The following is a 20,970-nucleotide window of genomic DNA, read 5'->3' as shown; positions in this document are numbered from 1 at the left end:
AACGATGGTGGGCCGGCGCTCGCAAGCTCGCTGGTCCCACCCTACGAATCTCCCGGAGGGAGAGGGAACAAACTAACTGCCATGCCCGACAAACCAGCCGACCAGAACCGCATCCTGATCGCCGACGACAACGCGACGAACGTCGAGTTGCTGGAGGTCTATCTAAGCGACATCGATTGCACGACCGCGGTGGCCGTCGACGGGCAAGACGCGCTCAAGAAGGTCGAGAGCTTCCGGCCCGACTTGATCTTGCTCGACGTGATGATGCCCAAGCTGAGCGGCTTCGAGGTCTGCAAGCAGCTCAAGAGCAACCCGGCCACGCGGGGCATCATGGTGCTGATGGTCACGGCGCTCAACGAGCTGGGCGACATCGAACGGGCCGTGAACGCCGGCACCGACGACTTCCTGAGCAAGCCCGTAAACAAGCTGGAATTGCTCAAACGCGTGGAGAACATGCTCAAGCTGCGGCACATGACCGATGAGCTGGAGCGGTTGCGGCGTTACATCGAGGGCATGGAAGACTCCGCCGGGCCGCAAGACGAATGATCGAACCGGAAGACTTGATGCGGCTGGCCATCGACCAGTGCCGCGCCGGCATCGAGCGCGGCGAAAGCCCGTTCGGCTGTGCCATCGCCGTCGGCGACCGCCTGGTGGCGCTCAGCCACAACGTCGTTCTTTCCACGAACGACATTACGGCCCACGCCGAAATCGCCGCACTGCGTGAGGCCTGCCGCGCGGAGGGCCGAATCCATTTTCCCGACGCGCTGGTCGCGACGACTTGCGAGCCGTGCCCGATGTGTACGGCGGCCTTGCACTGGGCCCGCGCGGGCAAGGTGGTGTACGGCGCCACGATCGACGATGCCACGTCGGCCGGCTTCAACGAGCTGCGGCTGTCGTGTCACGAGCTGGTCCGGCTCAGCGGCAGCCGGCTGGTGCTGGCTTCAGGAGTGCTGCCGGAGGAGTGCCGGCAATTGTTCCTGGAGTGGAAACAGCGGTCGCCCGATCCGCGCACGTATTGACGCTCAGCGCCAGCGGCGATGGTACCAGGCTTCGCTGGCGGCCGCCGGGATGACGCGCTCCGGTGGTCCGGTCTGTGCGTCGTCGGGCGGCGCTTCCGTGCGGACTTCCGTATCCGGCGTTGTAGACGCGGGAGCGAACCGCTGACGCAAACCGGCGGCCCAGCGCGACAGCAAGCTCGCACGCGGCGGCCGGCCCGTTTCCGGCGCCGTCGTGCCGACACTGTCGAAGGACGCCGGAATCGAGGCCATCGGATCGTGCCCGACAACCATGTTGACAGGACCGGGCAGCCGGCGCGCGGTTGGCGCGGACTCCGGCGCCGTGGCCCCTGGCGGAACCGGCGGTTCCGAGTTTGGATCGCTGAACCCCGGATCCTCCTCCGCCGCTTGTGCCGTTGCGGTTGGCGGAACGGTTGGTCCCGGCGGTGAATCGTCGAAAGGATGGGCCGTCGCGGGATAGTTGACGGGTTGTTGGACCGCCTCATCGGAGGCGATGACCGCGGATGCGGCCGGCGGTTCCGGATGGGCAAGTCCGGCCGCCTGGGCGTCCTGGGTGAACTCCGCCCAGCCCGGTCGAGTAGGATTCAATTGCGGTTCGACGGCGCTGGCTTGCATTACCGCCGACTCGACCTCGGGGCGCTGCTTTCGAGCAAGTTGGTGATGGAGCGTATCGACCAGTGCATATTCGCCCACCGCACGTAGATGTTGTTGGAATTGCTCGACGAGAAGCTGGCTTTCCAGACCCAGCGTCGGGCAAGCGAAGTCGCCCGCCAACACGAGATCGGTCTTGAAGGCATCCAACCGCTCGACGCCGCGGTTCCAGAGATCGGGTTCGATGCCGGCCAACCGCCGCCGGCCGACGACCTCGGCGGCCAGCGATTCTGCTTCGACGGTCAAGCGGACATCGAGCGAGCGGCGATCGAGCGAACCTTCGCCCGACAGTCGAGCTCGCCCGGAGGCCACGCGCACGCGGCCCACGTGGCCCTCGCCGAATAGCGACGGCAGGTCGAGATCGTAGGCCGAGCATTCGAGCCTATGCTTCGAGCCAGGGCCTTTCTGCGAGAAGATCAGCCGCAACTCGGCGCCGAACCGGGGAACCACGACCTTCAACTCGGCCGGGCAGGATGAGATCGCCGAATTGCTGGTCAGCTCCGTCAGTTGCAACAGCGATTTGCGGCCCAGGCCCGAACAGTTCGCCAGATCAGCAACACGCGCCTGCCGCACTCGTAGCCGCGGCCGACGGACGCCCAACTCGCTCCGACGCTGCGTCGTGCCGCTGTCCGGCCCGGCACTTTCGGCCCCAGCCAGCCCTTCGACGGCCACGACCAGTCGTTGCAAAGCGCGAAGCTGCCGGCAGACATTTTTCCAGCAAGGTAAGGAGGCGTCGAGAGCGGTATCGCACGAAGACGACGATGGGACGGATTCCTCACCCGTCTCTGAGAAACCGGACCAGGCCGGGGACGAAGCGGCGTGTCCTGCCCGACGAAGATCGGTCCGGATCTGGCTCAACGCCAACCGCTCCACGTCGAGGTGACCACGCAGGAGCAGGCCGGGCGACAACTTTCCTTGGACCAGGCCGACGCAAAGACGATCGCGACCGGCCCGTTGGGGATCGGCGACGCGCAGATCGCGGATGGTAAAGTCGCCGCTGGCCATCGACAAGTCGAGGCCGCCGGCCGACACCTCGGCGCCGTTGCAAGCCGACAGCGTACGCAAAAGCTCTTGCCGGGCCATCGAGCCGGCGAGCCACCAGCATGCCGCCACGAGAGCGAGCGATGCCGCGACTGCCATCGGCGCACCGTGGCGCCGCAGCCGCCGGGGCTGCATCGTGCGACGCAACGATCGCTCGCGTTGGGATGGTCCGAGCCAGATCCGCACGAGTGGCCCCGCGTTGGCAGGCGCCTCGGTGAGCGCCGCCTGCCCGGTATGCACTGGCGTCGCGGGCACGTCGAATGCGATCGGGCTGGGAGGCAAATCAGGATCGTGTGGACGTTGCGACAGCCAGAGGTAGCGAGTCAACCGGTAGGCCGCCAGCGCGCCGGCCGCCGCCAGCACGGAGCCCGCCGCGACTCCGCCGGCGAACGCGTATTGGTCCCAGCCCAGCAGAGCAACGAAAACGCCGTCGCCCAGTTGTCCAATCGCGTGTCCCAGCGGCGTGCCGTCGAGCATCAGGCGGCCGAGTCGGTCCAGGCTGCCGCGGGCCAACCAGGCCAGCAACAGACTTGCCAGCCAGGCCGCCAAGAACAGCCGGGTGTGAACGTTCAACAGGATGGCCGCCAGCAGCAGGGCAATCCAGGAGACATTTCCGCCGGTGACGGCGCCCAGCAAAACTCCCAGCGCCACCGCCGCGGCGACATCGCGCGGCAGGTGGCCGCCGTAAACGCCTTTGGCGATTTGGCGGAAAGAAACTCGCATGAGCGGGACCTCGGTCGCGGGTCGAAAGTACGGGTCGTATCGGAGCTATCGACCGCGAGGATGACGACGCTTGAGAGGAAGATTAAGACAAACGGCCGCGTGCTGGCCTGGGCCGGCGACCGGCTCGTCGCCCATCTTTCCACCTGAATCGGCGATGGCAACAGCAGTTCAGCTCAGCTACCGCTTACACGCGGTCGAATCGCTTGCAACCCCGGCACCATCGCCCCCGACCGGCGAGCGCCCAGATGAGGAGATAGATTCCCGTCAGGCCAAGAACCGCGGCCGGAACCCAAAGCATCGGCGACCCGGCGCCCAAGCCGGCGCCCGCGAGCATGGCGACGCCGACCAGCATGAGACGCGCGACCGGCTTTTGGACCACTTCACCGCCGCATCGCTTGCAGTGGATCATCTCGGTCTCCGGTACTACCGCAGCCCCTTCGCCTTCAGCAGTTCATTCGCCCAAGCGGCGGTTGGGGGATCAAACGGAGAACCGGGATCGACGGTGTAATCGATCCGATCGTACCGGCCATTGCGATAGCATAGTTCAATCAGAGATTGCAGGTCAAGCGTCACATCCTGATCCGTTTCGAGCAGGGGTATCTGAATCTTCGGCAAACGTTTTTCGAGCGGAGCGCGGTAACGCTCGACCCGCCGCGGACGCCAACCGCGCCGCACGCACACGCGGTAAGGAGTCCGATACGCGCGTGGAATGCGACTGCTTGGCACGTTGAGCACGTGCTCGCCGGCGCGCAGCAAGTCGATCTCGACCAAGCTGGCGCCGCCCTCGTTCAATTCCTGTTGCTTTGGCCGGTAGAGCCGTTGTCCCTCGCCAGGCAGTTTGTTTGATGCTGGCGCGCAAGGTCCTCCTCCAAAAGACCCGCGCTCGCCTGGCGTCCCAGGAAGGCCTGTTGGCAAGCCAACCGAGGACGCCAGGCAGCGACGGGCGCCGTCCCCCCTTGGCAACGATGAATCGCCCGTCAGACCTGCCGCCCAGATGGCGTCTGGCTGGCCAACGCGATCGTCACCCGACGAAACCTGTGAGCGGCGGCCGGTGAAGGCATGCTTGGCCAGGCCGACCGCCGCCGCTTGACTTGACGTTACGGACCGGCGTCGGCGGGCGCGGGTCCGGCCTCGGCCGGGGCCGGGGCCGGCGCGGCCGGTTGCACGGGCTGGCCCGCACGCGCCGCGTCTTGCTTGAAGGCCTTCATGGCCGCCGCCTCGCGGGAGAGTTTGAACTCAGGTCCGGGCGGAAAATACTGCACATCGTCGGTCTGCCAGTAGGGGCTGGGAAGCGTCTGGCCGCCAATGTCCGACTGGCAGCCGCTTAGTCCCAGCGCCGCCGCCAGGCCGAAGCTGCCAAGCAGACGCCGCCTGGTGGATCCAGGATTCGATGACAACCACATCGCCAGTTCTCCAAAGCGCCGTGCTGTGCGCGAACCGCCCGGCTTATCGCAAAATCAACCGAAAACGCCTCGTCCGCAAAAGCGGTACAATCGACAAGCACCTTATCGGCCCGAATGTGCGGGGGACTTTAGCGGAAGAGGGTTCGGGGTTCAGGGTTCAGGGTTCAGGGTTCAGGGTTCAGGATTCAGATGAGGGATGAGGGATGAGGGATGAGGGATGAGGGATGAGGGATGAGGCAACGCTTCGCGGGATCGGTACTCGAATCGCTAAGACCAAGACCTCGAAACCCTGAACCCTGAACCCCGAACCCTGAACCCCGAACCCTGAACCCCGAACCCCGAACCCCGAACCCCGAACCCCGAACCCCGAACCCCGAACCCTCGCCAGGTAGTTCCCACATCCGACGCCAGACGGTATGCTGATAGTGAATCCCCGCCTTCTTCTGGAGCCGGCCATGAATACTCCCCTGCGAGTTTGTTTGCCGCCCCGCGACCGCCGTTGCGGCGCCGTCACGATCTTGATGTTGGTGGTTTGGGCCACGGCTGCCCAAAGCGCGCTGGCGCAGGGAGGAGCCCAATCTCTGCAGCAGGGAGCCCAGTCGCAGCCGCCGCCGGCGTACTTCCTGACGTTCGCCGGCTACTACGACGGCAATTACGTGGCCACCGACCAGGCCTTGAACATCTTCTCGCAGAACGCCATCAAGAACCCGGCGGCCGGCGGGCTGTGGATCGATTCGATCTGTTACGAGACGATGCACGGCGAATGCGCCTACCAGATGGGCAACCATACCCTGGCCCGTTTTCACTATGAAAATGCGCTGCTGTTGTTGATCCGCTTCAACACCTGGATGTTGTCGGTCCAGTTTCCGCCCGTCATCGTGCCGGCCTCGCCGCAGCAACTTGTGGTTGTGCCCTGGTATGCGACCCAGCGCGTGACCGCCGTGGGCAGTTACCCGCCCACGATCAACATTCAGCAGGGCAACATCAACAACAACGCGGCGGTGTTCAACGGCGGCATCGTGCAGCCGGCCGTGCTGATGCCGATCAACGTCCAAGAGATCGTGCGCTGTAGCTGCCTGGCCATTAACCGGTGGCGCGAGCTGCTGGGACCGGCCTGTCCCCACATGGAAACCACCCGGCTGCTGGTGCAGACGCTGGGGCAGCGGCCGGCCTGGCCCAACCATTGGTCGGAGGCCTGGGTCGACGTGCAGCTCGGATTGGCTTATGCCGCGGCGGGCAAAGACACCCAGGCCCGCAAAGTGCTGGAGAAGGCCGAACTCGTAGCGGGCGCGTTCGACCATCCCTTCACCTGTGTCGTACATCTCGAGCTCGGGCGGCTCGATATGGTGGCCGGCAATTACAAAGCGGCGCAGACCCACTTTCTGGAAGCGTCGTGGTCTGCCGCCCAGTTCTCGAATTACGGCATCGTCGAAGAGGCGCTGCGCTACGGAGCGTTGGTCCATTTCCTGTCGAACCCCAAGCTGCCCTATGTGCCGTTGCTGCCGGCCATCGGTTGGGCCACGGCGCAAGGCTTGACGCAATTGAACGCCTCGCTGTTGCTGTCGACGGCCGAAAACCAGTTGCTGATGGGCGCGCCGCCACTTGCGTCGGCGTCGTTGACTCAGGCGACCGCGCTCACCTTGCACACCAGCATGCCGGCGGGCAAGATCGGCGCCCGCATGAACCACCTCAAGGCCATCGCCTCCTACGACCTCGGCCTGGTCGACGCCGGCAACGTCGCGCTGACCGCCGCGATGGCGTTTCAGACCGTCGGTTCGCTGTGGCTCTATCAGATCAACCTCGTCGACAATCTTTGGACCACGGAGCTCGTTACCGAGCGGGTGGCGATGGATCTCTACGCCCACATGCTGCGCGAGCCCACGCCCGTCGATTGGATGATGGACCCGTTGGAGTCTCTATCGGTGTTGACCGTGCCGCACCTCCCGTCCTTCCAGAATTGGTTCGAGGCGGCGCTGGTGAGAAAAAACAAAGAGCACGAACGGGCGATGGAAATCGCCGACTTGGCCCGTCGCCATCTCTTTCTCTCGACGACCGAAGTGGGGGGGCGGTTGCTCAATTTGCGTTGGCTGTTGGAAGGGCCCGAGTCGGCGCTCGACGAGGTCGCGCGCTTGCAGCGGCACAGCATCCTGGCGCGGTATCCGGTCTACGAGCAGAAATCGCGCCAGGCCAAGAAGCTGCGCGCCGATTTGCAGAAGCTGCCCTTGGCGCCCGAAGACAAGGAAGTGGCGTCGCAGCAGTCGCAGATGCTGGCCGACTTTTACAAGCTCACCGGCGACCAGGAGTTGATCTTGCGGCAAATCGCGCTGCGACGGGAGCCGGCCAGCCTGGTCTTTCCGCCCGTGCGGTCGTTCAAGAGCGTGCAAGAATCGCTCGTCGAAGGCCAAGGGCTTTTGGTCTATTTCACCACCAGCCGCTACACCTACGCCTTTTATCTGGAGAAAGAGAAGTACGACTACTGGGAGTTCAAAGCGAACAAACGCTTCCCGATGAACGTCACCAGCATGATGCAGAAGTGGGGCAACTTCGAGCAGAACAAGGTGATGAAGCTCGACGACCTTTCCGACGCCTGGCGCAGGCCGGCGCAGGAGGTGTTGAACGTGTTGATGCCCCGCGCGGGCACGCGCGCCAAAAACAGTTCCGCAAGAACGCTCAACGAATTGGTGATCGTGCCCGACGGACAGCTCTGGTACATTCCCTTTGAGGCCCTGCCGGTGATGGTGGGCGAGCATTCGGAGCCGCTCATCCATCACACGCGCGTCCGCTACGCGCCCACGGTGGGGCTGGCCATCGGCGATACGCAGCGGCGAAAGACGCGCGGCAACATGGTGGTGGCCTTGGGCCGGCTGTTTCCCCGCGACGACGCCGAACTCACCGACGCGGCCTTCGACGACATCGCGCGTGCCATTCCCGATGCGGTGGCCATCCGCGACAAACCGCCCGCTCCGGGGGCGCTGTACGCCTCGCTCTTCGACCGCCTGATCGTGCTCAGCGAGGTCGCCCCCGCGGCGCCCGGCTACGGCTGGTCGCCGGTACAGGTCGACGCGAAGGCGCCGGGCAGCACGCTGCTCGAATGGATGGCCCTGCCCTTCCACGGCCCCGAGCAAGTCATCTTGCCCGCGTTCCGCACCGCGGCCGAACGGTCGATGAAGGCGGGAGCGAAAGACGCCTCTGGCAGCGATATTTTCTTTACGCTCTGCGGGCTGATGGGCAGCGGCGCGCGGACGGTGCTGATCAGCCGCTGGCGGACGGGCGGGCAAACCAGCGTCGATCTGGTGCGTGAATTCGCCCAAGAGCTGCCGCACACCACGGCTTCCGACGCCTGGCAGCGCAGCGTGCAGATCGTTTCCAGAAGCGAGGTCAATGTGGCGGCCGAGCCCCGGTTGAAGCTCACGCCGCAGCAACACGCGCCCCTCGCGGAGCACCCGTTCTTTTGGGCCGGTTATTTGTTGGCCGACACCGGCGCGCTGCCCATGAGCGACGAAGAAGAGGAGGCAGCCGAACGGGTTTTGGCAGCGGAGCTTGCCAAGCCGATCGAGGTGGTCCCCGAGGCCAAGCCGGGCGACGCCGCCAAAGGCGACGCGGGCGGCCAGCAACCAGGGCAGGCCGCCGCTGACGCCCCCAAGGCCGACCAGAAACAAAGCGTTGCCGCAGGGGCCGCGATGCCCGACAAACCGAAGGTCGCCGCACCGCCGGAAAACGACGAGGCAGGCGCGCTGGCCGACAAGCCTATGGCGAAGACGAAGGGCGCGCGCGCGCCGCGTGCCGAGCGCAAGAAGCCGGTGGCCAAGCCGAAGCGGACGCCGGCGCCCGCGTAGCGGTTCCGCCTGACGAGGCGTTCGTCGGATTAGGCCATCTTCGACCGTTGCCCGCCGCGAACCTGACCGGCCAAATTGGAAGGCGGCCAACCGTTTCGCCAAGACGACCGCGTTTGTTTTGCGTTTTTTCGAAGGCTGCCAACGCAGTTCGAAGGCTGCCACGATTTGCCTGAACCCTAAACCTTTGGTGGGTCGGATGGTGCAACGTTGCACCAGATCGCGGCGCACTTCCGGCGTTCAAGAAGTCCGCGTTTTCACGAAGATCCGCAGCGCGCACGTGCAAAAGGCTGAACGAGAGCGACCTGGTGAACTGTCCATTGCCGGGCAGGGTGAGCAGGTCGCCGTGGTGCAGCCGATCGAGATAGCGCCACTCCCAGCCGCGCAGCTCCGCCGGACAGGCATCGAGCATCCTACGGGACTGCGGCAGGTTGTCGCCGACCCAATACTGCTGCGCGAGATTGATCCGATTAAAGTACAGCGATCGCTCCGCCTCTTTGCGGGCTTGATCGGCGGCGCGGCGCTCGGTTTCGTCAGGGCAAGTCATGCCTTGGAGCGCGAAGCCGACCAGCGTGCTCTGGCCGAGCAAGAGCGCGACGAGAAGGAGTAGGCGCGCGCATCGGCCATCCGCGAAACAGACGAAAAGGAACTTGCACGGGCGGCGGCCGAACGCGAAAATCGCACGCGGCTGGCGAGCGGCGGTGTGCATGGCGACGTGAAGGTATGGGACCTCAGTCGTTGGGCCGAAGTCTGCACCTATCGCGGGCATGACGGCCGGATCGAAGCCCTGGCAATCAGTCCGGATGGCCGCATCGTCGCTTCGGCCCACCAGCCTAAGGAGATCGCGGCACGCATGAGGGCGCGCCGTGGACCCATCCCAGAGATACCAGTTCCGATTCATGTGTGGGACGCGTCAAGCGGCACCGAGCTCTTCAAGCTCGCCGGGCATACCATCGCCATCAACGCTTTGGCCTTCAGTTTCGATGGTAAGACGGTGATTTCGGCGGCGGCGAATGCCGTCCAATCCTGGGACGTCGAGACCGGCAGACGGCAGCGCGAGCTTGACCCGAGGGAAGCGAGGGCCATCTTCAATGCGCTGACATTCAGTCCCAATGGAAAGCTGCGGGCCACGGCTGCAGGCCGCGAGATCAAGCTTTGGGATGTGCTCACGGACCAAGAGATCGTCACGCTTCCGCGCGCCAATCTATCGGAAAGCGACAATAGCCCCATCATCGCCCTGGCGTGGACCAGCGACGGCCACCGCCTGCGCGCCGGCCTGCGCGACGGCTCCATTGTCGAATTGCGCGACGAGTGACGAATGTGGGAACATCACCGTCTAACTCGCCAAGAATCGGTCCCGCACCCAGGCTTGAAACGTGCGAATCCATGCGCTTTCATCGGCCGACAAATTAAAATCGAGGAATGGCTCCAAGTCTTTCACACGCAACATCGGCAGATCGAGGCTGAATTCGCATTCGACATACTTTCCATCCGCACCAAGCGAGTACGCGGTGAGCGCGTTCTTACGCCAGCGCCAAATCTCTGGAACGCCGAGCGCCGCATAAATGCGCATCCGTCGGACGGCGCTGCGGCTGATTTCCGTCTCGACGACCAGGTCCGGCGGAGGATCGATCGACAGGTCGACGTCCAGGCGGCTCCGGACCCGGTGGTGATTGAGAATGTAATAACATTCGTCGGCCTCACATCCCTTGCCAAGCTCGCGACGCTTCCAGGTCGTCGACCCCAGGCTACGCAAGGGAATGGCCAGTTCCGCCGTAAACGCTTCAATCATCCGGCCGATTAGCCTCTTGATGACTTCGCGACTGGGCGAGGGACTCATGAGTTCGAGCCTTCCGTTGTCGTAGGCCATCCGGACGTGCCAGTTGTCTTCATTCTCGCGCAACTCTTCATAGAGTTGCCAGGAGATGCCCGACAGCACGATCCGGCGTTCGGCGTGAAGCACAGTTTTGTTTTCGACGGTCGCCATGCGAAAATCCTCGGGCAATGTGTCTCGCCCCCATTCTATCCCCGTCCGGGCGGCCCCGCCACGTCGGCCGACGGGCCACCGTCAGCCGGGCTGCGATCTGGTGCGTGCGCGACGGCCGTTTCCACAACCGTAAGCATCAGCACGCCCGCGGCAACAAGCATGGCGAGATAGGCGCCATTGCGGCGTGTCGCGGTGAGGTTCGCCTCCCGGATCGTGCTGGGCGTTTTCCCGTTAATGTGGATTCTGTGGTGCGCGGCCGTAAGAAGCGGCTCGACCGGCAGGTCGCCGCGGCTGAATTCGGCGAGAAAATGTGCGGCCGCGGCGATGACCGCCAGCGCGCCCGTGCCAACCACCACAGGTCGCCAGGCCGGCATTCGAGCCATGCTCACGGTCGCCATCAACAAGGCTGCCATGGCCACGAAGGCGAAGCCAACAAACATTCCTTGCCACCACATGAAACCAATGGCGCTCGCGGGCGGTTTGCCGAACGTCGCCATCGAGATCTCGGCCCACGGGAGAAACGCGGTTCCCATGCCCAAAAGGCATACCAACGCCGTCAGCACCGTCACGAGCGGTACCACATTCCTGTGACGTCCCATCTCGCGCTCGGGCCGGCGAGCATCCTGCCGTGCCTTCCGCACGGCCGAGAATTCGGACCTGACATCGCGTCGCAATAGTACCACCAGGGCCCAGACGCCGACGGGAGGACTCACGATGAATAACAGAAGAATCACGATGGACAACGAATCGGTGACAATCGCCGGAGCTGCACGAGAGTCCAAAGTCCAAAGTCCGCGAAGACCCACGATGGACAACGAAGTGATCGCCAGCGCGCTCACGATCACCGCGAGAGCGTACCCCTGGAAGCGAAGCATCTTCCAAGCAGCAAACATCGTGAGCACGCTCAATGCGAGCGTGACGGCGAAGACGACGATCAAGTCGTATGCATTGTGGTAGGCCTTTTGCCCGTGCGCGGACGTGTTTTGCACTAACGACACCAGCGCGATCAAATAGACGAACGAGGCGATGCAACCGACGACGCCTAAAATGAATAGGCCGATCGCCGCTCGGCGAACCTTGGTCGCGCAGGTGTTCTTCGCATCGCTCGTGGCCGATGCCGCCAGCGTGTGTGCCGGCCGCGCGACGATCGCGTCAACGTCCGTCTTCACGTCGCTGGCGTTCTGGTAGCGCCGCTCCGGTTCGCGCTCCAGCGCGCGGAGCACGACTTCGTCGAGCCGCACGTCAACGTCAACTTTTTGCGAAGGGGGAGCAAAGCGGCCCAACGGCAGGTCGCCGGTGAGCATCTCGTAGAATACGACGCCCAAGGAGTAAATGTCGGCCCGGTGGTCGACGGCGTGCGAGCCTTGCACTTGCTCGGGCGCCATGTAAAGCGGTGTGCCCATCACCTGTTCGACGCGCGTCAGGGTCGCCTGATCGGCCGAAAGGCCCAAGAGCTTCGCCAGCCCGAAGTCGGCGACCTTCACGCGGCCTCGCTTGTCGATGAGGATGTTTTCGGGCTTCACGTCGCGGTGGACGATCCCTTCGTCGTGAGCGAATTGCAGCGCTTCGCAGATTTGTGGAACGACGGCCAGTGCCTGTTGCGGCGCGAGCTGGCGATTTCCGATGAGCTGGCGCAGGCTGGCGCCGTCCACATATTCCATGATGAAGTAATAAAGCCCATCGGCCTGTCCGAAGTCGTAGATGCCCACGATGTTCGGATGATTGAGGCGGGCAAGTGCCCGAGCCTCGCGCGTGAACCGTTCGGCGAACGTCGGGTCGGCGGCGATTTCCGTGGGCAGGATTTTGACGGCCACCAGCCGGTCGAGCGTTGGCTGTTTGGCCTTATAAACGGCGCCCATGCCGCCCTGCCCGAGCAACTCAATGATTTCGAGTTGCGGGAAGGCGCCGGGCCAGTTCTTCGGGCGGCGAAGCGCGAGCCCAAGGGCGAGGTCTCCGCCAGATTGCCCGGCGAGCGGCTTTCGGGACGCGGTTTCGAGCGGCAGGCCGAGCACAGCCCGCTCGGCGCATCGACGGCCAGGTCAGCGCCGCAATCGGGACATCGTCGAAGTTCAATCATCATTAGGTTGCAACGAACCGCTCGCGCACCCAGGAGCGGAACCTGCGAATCCAGGCAAGTTCGTCGGCGGCCATCTCGAAGTCGATAAACTGCTCCAGGTCTTTCACACGCAAGATGGGCAGGTTCAGGCTGAATTCGCGTTCGACGTACTTGCCGTCAGCGTCGAGCGAATATGCCGCCAACCCTTTTTTCCGCCAGCGCCAGATTTCCGGAACGCCAAGCGCCGAGTAGATACCCAATTTCGACACAGCGCTACGGCTGACTTCGGTCTCGATGACCAAGTCCGGGGGCGGGTCAACGGTCAGATCGACATCAAGGCGGCGGCACACGCGATGGTGATTGAGAATGTAATAACATTCGTCGGCTTCGCATCCCTTGCCTAGCTCGCGACGCTTCCACGTCGTCGAGCGCAGACTTCGGTGCGACACGCCCGTTTCCTCCATGAACGCTTCGATCATTCGGGCGATCCATTTTGCAACCGCTTCGTGGCTGGGCGAGGGACTCATCAGTTCGAGCCTTCCGTCGTCGTAGGCCATCCGGACGTGCCAGTTGTCTTCGTTCTCGCGCAATTGCTCATACAGTTCCCACGAAATGCCCGAAAGCACGATCCGACGTTCGCCGTGAAGCACAGTTTTTTTTTCGACGGTCGCCATGCGAAAATCCTCTGGCAATGTGTCTCGCCCCATTCTATCCCCGTCCGGGCGGCCTCGCCATATTCAGGCATTCCGCAACCGACGCCGCCGGCCGTACCAGCGCCACGCTAACCTGGCAACGCCGGCCAGGGCCACGATGACGGCCGTGGCGTAGGCGGCCGGCAGCCAGACCCCATACCAACCGTCGAGCGAGTAGTACTGATCCTCGGCCCGCTGACTCCCATCCGCCCAGAGGCACAGCGCTCCGATCGCCACCGCCAAGATCACGGAAATAACCAGCCATGCGAGAAGCGTTCGCCAACGACGCGCGACGGCCCAGCGCCCGATGAAAACCAGAGCCAACACGACGGGCAAAGCCATCGCACCACTGCCGAATTTGCCGAGCCGCGACAGCAGCTCGTTATCGGGACCGTCAAGCAGCCAGGCCGAAAGAAAAACGGCAGCTACCAGATGCAGCAACGCCAAGGTCCGCAGACCCCAGCGGCGGCGGCTTACCAGCCACCATCCGGCCGCGCCTGGGAGTAATATCAGGCCGAGGCAATAAAGCATCGCCCACGCAACGAGTCCGCCTGCCGCCCGCCAGCCGCCCGCGGCGGACACGAACTGCCGCCAAGGCAATGGTCGTGCCAACCGCGGATCGGCGCGTGCGGCCACCTGCTCGACGATTGCGGCGGGCCGGCCCGCGGCTTCGGATTGTTCGACGAACCGAGCCTGCCAACCGATGGTGGTTTCGCCGTAGCGGTATTGGATCGTCGGCGGTTCGTCGCCTGACACCACATCGAGCACGTTAACCGAGGAGAGATCGCGAGCTATCGCGTCCCTCCACAACTTGCTTTCGCCAATTGTCAATTGGTCCGTGTTGGCGGGAGACACGGCCCCACTGGTCGACGGCAGAGCGCAAGACCAGCGGAGCTCGGCGGTGCCCCCGTCGAGTCCATAGACCTTGCACGGTGGAACCGCTTCGCGCACCACGACCTCGGGCTGGCCACGCGGAGATGACAGGACACCCAGTACCTCGTTGCCCGAGTCGATCTGGAGCGTTGATTCCCAAATTGACGTGCCATCTTCCGGATGGGCAACCCGCAATTTGTCGCCGCTCATAAACAGGAGATCTCCGTCGCCGTCGCCCGTTAAATCGTCGGTCCAGAGCCGAAAGGCACGTCGTTCCAAGCGGCTGGTGACTGGAATGCGGTTCAGCAGCTTTCCGTGCATGTCGAGACAGATGATCTCGCCGGCATTACGCGGCCGCGAGAATCCCCAGAGGTTCAAGCATAACCAGGATTGGCCGCCGGCTCGTCGCAAAACTTGCGGCTTTGGATACGCGAGAAAATCATCTGGGCCGTAGTTACCCGACGTCTCCCAAGTCCAGCGAGTCTGACCATCGCCGGCATTCAGTGCCACCAGGCGCGCGATTGCGGATTCTGGCCACTCGTGTAGTCCGGTGACGATCTCGCATTCCAGCAAATAAACTTCCGGCTTGCCGTTCCCGTCGAGATCCGCCGCGAGGGCCACCGGCGCAGGACTACCATGTGTGGGGTGCTCCCAAAGAACTGAGCCGCGCGCGCCATCAATCGCATAGAGTGAGAGTTTTGTATCGTCGCCGCCCGGAGGTGCCAGCACGACAATGTCTCGCGTGCCATCACCGTTCAGGTCCCAAAAGTCGGCCGCCACAATCGGATCCCTCGTTTCATGAAGGCCTGTTATGTTGTGTGAATTGGAGAGGTGCCGCTTCTTCCAGCGGACGGACCCATTTGCGCCGGACAAAACGGCCAGCCAAAAGCCCTCCATGTCCGCCGCCAGGATAACTTCGGGTTTTCGATCCCCATCGAGGTCGGCGGCAGTGAGCCGCGCGGCCGGCTCGGTTCTCACGTCTTCGAAGGTTGCCGTCCATAGGACGTGACCATTCTTTGATGACAGGGCGCGCAAGCGAGCGCCGCGCCTGGTGCCGGTCCAAAGCAGGAAGTCAGCCGACGAATCTCCATCGAGATCCTCGCACGATGTGATCTGGCCTAATCCGACTCCGTCGATGTGGTTTGCCCACAGGATCCTTCCGGTGGATCCTGATAGGGCCCGAAGGCCAGCCTGGTCGGAAAGCGACATCAAGTCGCGAAGCCCGTCTCCGTCGATGTCGATCGTGGGATGCCAGTCGCCTCCCAACCAGCGCCATCGTTCGCCGGTCGAGCCGCGGAAGGCATCGAGCGTGCCGCCCTTGTCGAACTGCATCGCGTCCTGGGGATAGTAGCGCAGCAGTTCCTGCCGGCGATCGCCATCGAGGTCAGCCAGTTCGAATTGCTCGAACGGCTCCACTTCATGCACCAGCTTTCCGGTGGCGGCTGAAAAGGCGACGAGCGACGAGGCGCCTTCCCTACGTTCTGGCGCTATGACGTGGAAGTCAAAAACGTGGTCACGCCGAATAGCAGCCCAAGAAGCGTCTCCCTTACGTACTGCCGCTCCGACGCTGACAAGCAACCGCGGCCAACCATCACGGTCTTCTGACCACCAGCCGAGGCGCCTCAAATAACGATTTGGGGCATCGCCGGAGCGGGGCTGCCGCCGCCAAGTACTCCACAGCCGGTGGCCGCCCTTGCCGGAAAGTGCATCCACGTACAGGTCGCAATAGCCTCCCCAGAGGCTGGCGACGAAAATATCCTGGTAGCCGTCAGCGTCGATGTCGGGGCCGACCAGAAAATGGTCGGCCTGCGGGTCGAGCATCAGCAGTTTTGTGTGCCAAAGTTTTTGCCCAGTGGCGGCGTCTCGAGCTTCCAGCCACCCGTCTGGAACAGATCCCCAAGGAAGTTGCTCCTGCAGAGGTGGATTTGCACGCCACCATCGCGGCGAGCTTGTGCCGTTGGGAACAAGAACCTCGTAGCGGCCGTCGTCGTTGAGATCCGCCACCAGGGGCCACTGTGGCTCGTCGAATCCCAAGCAGGCCAACCGCGGAAAAAGCGCGTCCAACGGTTCTTGCCAGAGAAGTGCGTCCTTGTTACGCGACCAAACGAAGATCTTCGCTGGCGACGTATTCGTATGATGGGGCAAGACATCTTCGACCCCGACAACTTCCGGTTCCCCGTCGTGATCGAGATCGACGAGTTGCACCGGGCGTCCGGGGCGCGCCGGCAACTCGACCGGCTTCGCCCATCCGAAAGTCGCCGCAGGACATGGGCGCAGCTTCCGCCATTATTGCCGCTCGTCGCGCGGCTGCAAGTTTTTCAGCAGGCGGCGAAATGGAACCACGGATGCGCATGGATAGCAGGTAAGCCGGTAAAACGGTCAGTAGCCGCCTCATAGAGTCCGTCGTCGCAGGCGAACGACAGCTCACCGCGGGGCCAGGACGTGCCAGTTATCTTCGTTCTCGCGCAATTGCTCATACAGTTCCCACGAAATGCCCGAAAGCACGATCCGACGTTCGCCGTGAAGCACAGTTTTTTTTTCGACGGTCGCCATGCGAAAATCCTCTGGCAATGTGTCTCGCCCCCATTCTATCCCCGTCCGGGCGGCCTCGCCACGTCGGCCGACGGGCCACTGTCAGCCGCGCTGCGATCTCGTGCGTGCGCGACAGCCGTTTCCGCAGCCGTAAGCATGATCGGAAGCTGCCCGCCGGGAACTCATCCACCGCCCGCTGGCCGTTCAGGTCTTCTCCGGTCATTTTTTTTCCTAAGAGCTTGCCATTGGGACTTGGCAGCGTTCTATTGAGGGCGCGGTTGTGGCAAGTGGGCTTGTTCCCAACAAAAGGCGCCGTCATGTCTTGCTATCTGTTCCCTTTGTGCGTGTTGCTGGCGATAGGTTTGTGCGAGGAGGCGAAAGCCGTCGAGCCGGCGGACGGCGGCGCGCCCAAAAAAGCCGCGCCGGGCGATGCGCCCAAGGCGGCTTCGCCGCCCGCGGCCGAAGACGAGGCAAAAGAAAAACCGCCCTTGACCACGCAAGAAGCGTTTGCGGAAGCGCAAAAACTTTTGCGGAAGAACGACCTGGCCGGCGTGGTTGGGGTGCTCGAGCGGGCCCTGCCCGCTAATGCCGACGACGTCAACCTGTTGCTGTCGCTGGCGCAGTTCACCTCCAAGCTGGCGTCGGCCGACGCCCAAAAGCCCGATTATGCCAAACACCGAAAAGCCGCCGAGTACATGCGGCGGGCACTGAAGGCGAACGCGGCGTTCGCCGGCATCCCCCCGGTGCGCAATCTGGCCGGCACGATGTATTACAACGAAGCCTGCGCCCTGGCGCTCGACAACCAGGCGGAGCAGGCCCTGAAGAGCCTGAGCGAAGCCGTCGAATTCGGGTTCAAAGACCTCGCCCTGATGGACCGCGACGCCGACTTGAAGTCGGTCCGCACGCTGGCCGGCTATGCCGACTTCAAAACCAAGGCCGAAGAAACGCTGCGCGCTCAGGCCGAGGCGGCCCGCGCCCGGATGGTGAAAGAAGTCGATGACCTGTTCGCACAGAACGATCCCTTTGATTTCGATTTCGAGCTTACGGATACCGATGGAAACGCGATCGCCCTGGCGGATTTCGCCGGCAAGGTGTTGATCGTCGACGTGTGGGGCACGTGGTGTCCGCCGTGCCGCATGGAAGTTCCGCATTTCGTGGCCCTGCAAAAGAATTTTGCGGAAGCCGGGCTGGCGATCGTCGGCCTCAACCGCGAGCGGACGCCGGGCCAAGAACAAGCCCTGAAGCTGGTACAGGATTTCCGCAAGGACAACGGGATGAATTATCGCTGTGCGCTGGTCAACGACGACACGCTTTCGCAGATCCCTTCGTTCAACGCCTTTCCGACGACGATGTTTTTCGACCGTTACGGCGAAGTCCGCGCCAAGCTGGTGGGCTATCAGGACCACGAGAAGCTCGAAATCATCGTCCGCAAACTGCTCGACGAGAAGTTTGACGGCAGCGTCAAGAAGAAGACTCGCTTGACGTTCGGCATGCCGGGGTTCGTGCGCAAGTCGCCTTGGCCGGTGCCGGAACAAGGCGGATGGCAAGCGCATCTTTGGATCACGTCGTTCTCACCCGATGGGCGAACGTACGTGGCCTTCGGCGACTCGGGCCCCCGCGGCGTGGTGCGACTGTTTGACCTGGCCAGCGGCAAGCCGCTGCAAGACTTCCGCACCGACAAAGACGTCTGGTACAGCAACGGCGCGTTCCTGCCCAACGGCCGGCAGCTTGTCACGGCCTACAGCAGCGACAAGAACGTCTATCTCTGGGACGTGGCCACGGGCAAGCTCGTCCGCGAATTTCATGGTCATACGGCCGACGGCGTGACGGCGGTCGTTTCTCACGATGGCGACCGTTTGGCCTCCAGCGGCAAGGACGATACTCTGCGCTTATGGCAACTGAGCACGGGCCAAGAGGTTTGGACCCAAAACGTGCCGGGCGAACAGATCGGCCGCGTCGTCTTCTCGCCCGACGACCGTTTGCTTCTCACCTCGGGCGCCGATCGAACGCTCCGCATCCGGGACGTGAAAACGGGGTCGGTCACGGCAACGCTGGAAGGGCACACCGCTGGGTGTGCCGGCGACTTTTCGCCCGACGGCAAACAAGTGCTGTCGTGGGGCGACGACGGCCAGGTCCGCGTGTGGGACATCCGCACGGCAAAGACGTTGCAAACCTTCGAGGGGAGGCCGGAGGCGGTCCGCCACGCCTGGTTGCTGGATGGCGGCCGACAGGTCTTAACGTGGGGTAAAGACCTGGCGTTCCGCGTATCCGACGCTGCCACGGGCCGGACGGTGCGGGAGATTAAGATCGCCGATATGATGCCGCCGGGCTGGAACGAGGCGGTCCTCAGCCCCGACGGTCATCGCCTGCTGGTGGTTAATTCCGACGGAGCGGATGTGCGTTTGGTCGATCTAACGTCGGGCGAGGAGATATACCGCGCGAAGAAGGGCAAGCTGCAGAAGGCGCGAGGTTGCAGCTTCTCCGCCGATGGCCGCTACGTTGCCGCGGGGAGTTTTCGGGCCGGCGTCTATCTGGTCGAGCTGCCCCTTCAAGCCGGCCAGCCCGCGGCGCCAGTTCAAGCGGCGACAGCCGAAAGGCAGCGCTGAGCGGCGTTATTCTCCGCGCGACTAAAAGAGTCCAGATCGCTGCAACAGTTCGACGGCGCGGGCGGCGTATGCTTCAGCCAGTGCGGCGTTGTCTTTGGCCGCCGCGGCGCAGAGCGAAAACACGCCCGCCAGGCGGTAGAGCGTCTCGAAAGACGGATTCGCGGCGGCCGCCAGCTCGGCCGCCTCTCGGGCGGCGCGGGCATGATCGCCCGCGCGTGCCAAGGCATCGGCGAGCCCGATTAGCAGATCGGTTCGCGCCTCGCCGTCGTCGAGTGCCGCGGCCCGGCTACACTCGTCGGCCGCTTCGCCGTAGCGGCCCGAGGCGCTCAATGCACGAGCGCGGCCATAGCAGGAGTTGCGCAGGTAACGCGTTGCCGCGGCTGGTTGCCGAGAACGCGTTCGAGCGTTTCGACGGCGCTCGCATAGCGATCCAAAGCTGGCGCGACCTCGCCCTGATCGAGAAGTAGGTTATTTCTCGATAATCTCGATCGCGCGCCGGCAAGCGGCGCCCGTTGTTTCCGGCTCGCCCGGATCACCCTGCAAGCTGCCGAGGTTGCCGTACACGCGCGCGAGAAGCCTTTGATAATCGGCGACGGTGGCGTTTTCAGCGACCAACTGTTCGTCAATCAGATGTTCGACGGTTTCAAGTCGCGGTGGATCACGCCGGCCTGGTGAGCATGTTGCAAGGCTTCGGCGATCGTGACACAGAGCTGCGCGGCTTCGCGCGGCGACATTCGGCCGGCCGTCAACCGATCGGCCAGCGTTCCATAGCATGGAAGGCCGCTCGACGACGGCAAGTATGCCGAGGCGGGAACGTTCCGCCGCGCCCAGACGGCCAGCTCAAAGTTGCTCGACGGCTTCGCGGTGGACGCAAACGCCGTATTCGACGCCGACCGTGGCCCTTTCGCTGGAGCAAGAGGAAAGCCGTTTGCTCCGCGCCATGCGACACGCGTGCCGCCGGGGCGCGTGCCGCCGGAGACGAACCGGCCGCCCTCACTTGCGCCGCGCGCGGCGCATTTGCCGACCGTAGCCCTTTCGCTGGAGCGAGAGGAAAGCCGTTTACTCCGCGCCCATGCGACACGCGTGTCGCCTCGGCGGCGTGCCGCCGCAGACGAACGGGCCGCAGGCACTTTGGCAGCACGCTGCCAAAGTGAGCAGGATGACGGATGACACCCATCCAACGGATAAGTCGCAAATCCTTGTCGCCAAAGCTTTTGCGCTTCCGCGACGGAATGCGTCGGCATCCGTTTCTACAACGGCGCCTTCCGGGCATTTCGAAGATGGCCAACTCGCGCCAAAGTAGAAGGCGAGCGATCAACACCGACTAATTGCAAACGTTGGCAGGCATTGCTCGGCGAGAACACGGTGGTAAACCCCACCATTGGCCAACTGTCAGATTCTGACAGTTGATCGGGTGTTCCCCGTCCCGCCGGCAAGCCCAGCGAAGATCATCGCGATCTAAAACCCTTGTGAAGAATAAAAGCATTCAGCGTCATGGCCCAGCGGTAACACCCATCCGGCCATGCCTTTACAGCCACGCGCGAACGCATCAACGTT

18 protein-coding genes are annotated in these 20,970 nt (G+C 63.6%); 6 read left to right on the top strand and 12 right to left on the bottom strand.

Annotated features, from left to right (window positions below):
- Together VNH11_36350 and VNH11_36345 are read left to right on the top strand one after the other, a co-directional pair.
- A partial coding sequence (locus tag VNH11_36350; protein HVA51871.1) for a response regulator occupies window positions 1-546 on the top strand: 546 nt, incomplete at its 5' end.
- Window positions 543-1,019, top strand: coding sequence for a nucleoside deaminase (locus tag VNH11_36345; GenBank protein HVA51870.1), 477 nt, complete (start codon window positions 543-545; stop codon window positions 1,017-1,019). The genes VNH11_36350 and VNH11_36345, both read left to right, overlap by 4 nt.
- A gap of 3 nt (window positions 1,020-1,022) precedes the next feature.
- Here VNH11_36345 and VNH11_36340 read toward each other — a convergent pair whose 3' ends face one another.
- The 4 genes from VNH11_36340 to VNH11_36325 form a co-directional block, all read right to left on the bottom strand.
- On the bottom strand, window positions 1,023-3,431 hold the full coding sequence (locus VNH11_36340) for a hypothetical protein (GenBank protein ID HVA51869.1): 2,409 nt from the start codon (window positions 3,429-3,431) through the stop codon (window positions 1,023-1,025).
- Window positions 3,432-3,615: 184 nt separating this feature from the next.
- Entirely contained in the window at window positions 3,616-3,840 is a 225-nt protein-coding gene (locus VNH11_36335) for a hypothetical protein (protein ID HVA51868.1), read from the bottom strand.
- 14 nt (window positions 3,841-3,854) lie between these two features.
- Window positions 3,855-4,346, bottom strand: coding sequence for a DUF4058 family protein (locus tag VNH11_36330; protein HVA51867.1), 492 nt, complete (start codon window positions 4,344-4,346; stop codon window positions 3,855-3,857).
- 182 nt (window positions 4,347-4,528) lie between these two features.
- The gene (locus tag VNH11_36325; protein ID HVA51866.1) at window positions 4,529-4,834 is read right to left on the bottom strand and encodes a hypothetical protein; all 306 of its coding nucleotides are present in this window, start codon (window positions 4,832-4,834) and stop codon (window positions 4,529-4,531) included.
- 455 nt (window positions 4,835-5,289) lie between these two features.
- Between VNH11_36325 and VNH11_36320 the strand changes: the two genes are divergently transcribed.
- The 3 genes from VNH11_36320 (at window position 5,290) to VNH11_36310 (ending at window position 9,982) form a co-directional block, all read left to right on the top strand.
- Window positions 5,290-8,670, top strand: a complete 3,381-nt coding sequence (locus VNH11_36320; GenBank protein HVA51865.1) for a CHAT domain-containing protein — start codon at window positions 5,290-5,292, stop codon at window positions 8,668-8,670.
- Between the two features lie 277 nt (window positions 8,671-8,947).
- Window positions 8,948-9,277 carry a hypothetical protein gene (locus VNH11_36315; protein HVA51864.1) on the top strand — a complete coding sequence of 110 codons (330 nt, stop codon included), beginning with the start codon at window positions 8,948-8,950 and terminating at the stop codon, window positions 9,275-9,277.
- Between the two features lie 105 nt (window positions 9,278-9,382).
- Window positions 9,383-9,982: a hypothetical protein gene (locus tag VNH11_36310; protein HVA51863.1), complete on the top strand. Its 600-nt coding sequence runs from the start codon at window positions 9,383-9,385 to the stop codon at window positions 9,980-9,982.
- Window positions 9,983-10,003: 21 nt separating this feature from the next.
- Here the strand turns inward: VNH11_36310 and VNH11_36305 are convergent, their stop codons facing one another.
- The 5 genes from VNH11_36305 to VNH11_36285 all read right to left on the bottom strand — a co-directional run bounded on the left by VNH11_36305 (window position 10,004) and on the right by VNH11_36285 (window position 16,828).
- Entirely contained in the window at window positions 10,004-10,654 is a 651-nt protein-coding gene (locus VNH11_36305; protein ID HVA51862.1) for a Uma2 family endonuclease, read from the bottom strand.
- A gap of 35 nt (window positions 10,655-10,689) precedes the next feature.
- Window positions 10,690-12,666, bottom strand: a complete 1,977-nt coding sequence (locus VNH11_36300; protein HVA51861.1) for a serine/threonine-protein kinase — start codon at window positions 12,664-12,666, stop codon at window positions 10,690-10,692.
- Between the two features lie 67 nt (window positions 12,667-12,733).
- Window positions 12,734-13,384 (bottom strand): Uma2 family endonuclease, encoded by a 651-nt coding sequence (locus tag VNH11_36295; protein ID HVA51860.1) that lies wholly within the window; start codon window positions 13,382-13,384, stop codon window positions 12,734-12,736.
- A 63-nt stretch (window positions 13,385-13,447) separates the two neighbouring features.
- Window positions 13,448-16,480: an FG-GAP-like repeat-containing protein gene (locus tag VNH11_36290; GenBank protein HVA51859.1), complete on the bottom strand. Its 3,033-nt coding sequence runs from the start codon at window positions 16,478-16,480 to the stop codon at window positions 13,448-13,450.
- 219 nt (window positions 16,481-16,699) lie between these two features.
- Complete coding sequence (locus VNH11_36285; protein ID HVA51858.1) at window positions 16,700-16,828, bottom strand: hypothetical protein; 129 nt, start codon at window positions 16,826-16,828, stop codon at window positions 16,700-16,702.
- A gap of 296 nt (window positions 16,829-17,124) precedes the next feature.
- Here VNH11_36285 and VNH11_36280 point away from each other — a divergent pair, with 296 nt between their 5' ends.
- On the top strand, window positions 17,125-19,413 hold the full coding sequence (locus tag VNH11_36280) for a redoxin domain-containing protein (GenBank protein ID HVA51857.1): 2,289 nt from the start codon (window positions 17,125-17,127) through the stop codon (window positions 19,411-19,413).
- Between the two features lie 21 nt (window positions 19,414-19,434).
- Here the strand turns inward: VNH11_36280 and VNH11_36275 are convergent, their stop codons facing one another.
- From VNH11_36275 to VNH11_36265, 3 genes are all read right to left on the bottom strand, one after another.
- Window positions 19,435-19,743, bottom strand: a complete 309-nt coding sequence (locus tag VNH11_36275) for a hypothetical protein (protein HVA51856.1) — start codon at window positions 19,741-19,743, stop codon at window positions 19,435-19,437.
- A 138-nt stretch (window positions 19,744-19,881) separates the two neighbouring features.
- Window positions 19,882-20,028: a hypothetical protein gene (locus tag VNH11_36270; GenBank protein HVA51855.1), complete on the bottom strand. Its 147-nt coding sequence runs from the start codon at window positions 20,026-20,028 to the stop codon at window positions 19,882-19,884.
- Window positions 20,029-20,039: 11 nt separating this feature from the next.
- The gene (locus tag VNH11_36265) at window positions 20,040-20,657 is read right to left on the bottom strand and encodes a hypothetical protein (GenBank protein HVA51854.1); all 618 of its coding nucleotides are present in this window, start codon (window positions 20,655-20,657) and stop codon (window positions 20,040-20,042) included.
- Between the last annotated feature and the right edge of the window lie 313 nt (window positions 20,658-20,970).

The organism is Pirellulales bacterium (assembly GCA_035533075.1).
GTDB lineage: Bacteria > Planctomycetota > Planctomycetia > Pirellulales > JAICIG01 > DASSFG01.
This window is presented reverse-complemented; position numbering and strand designations above follow the sequence as displayed.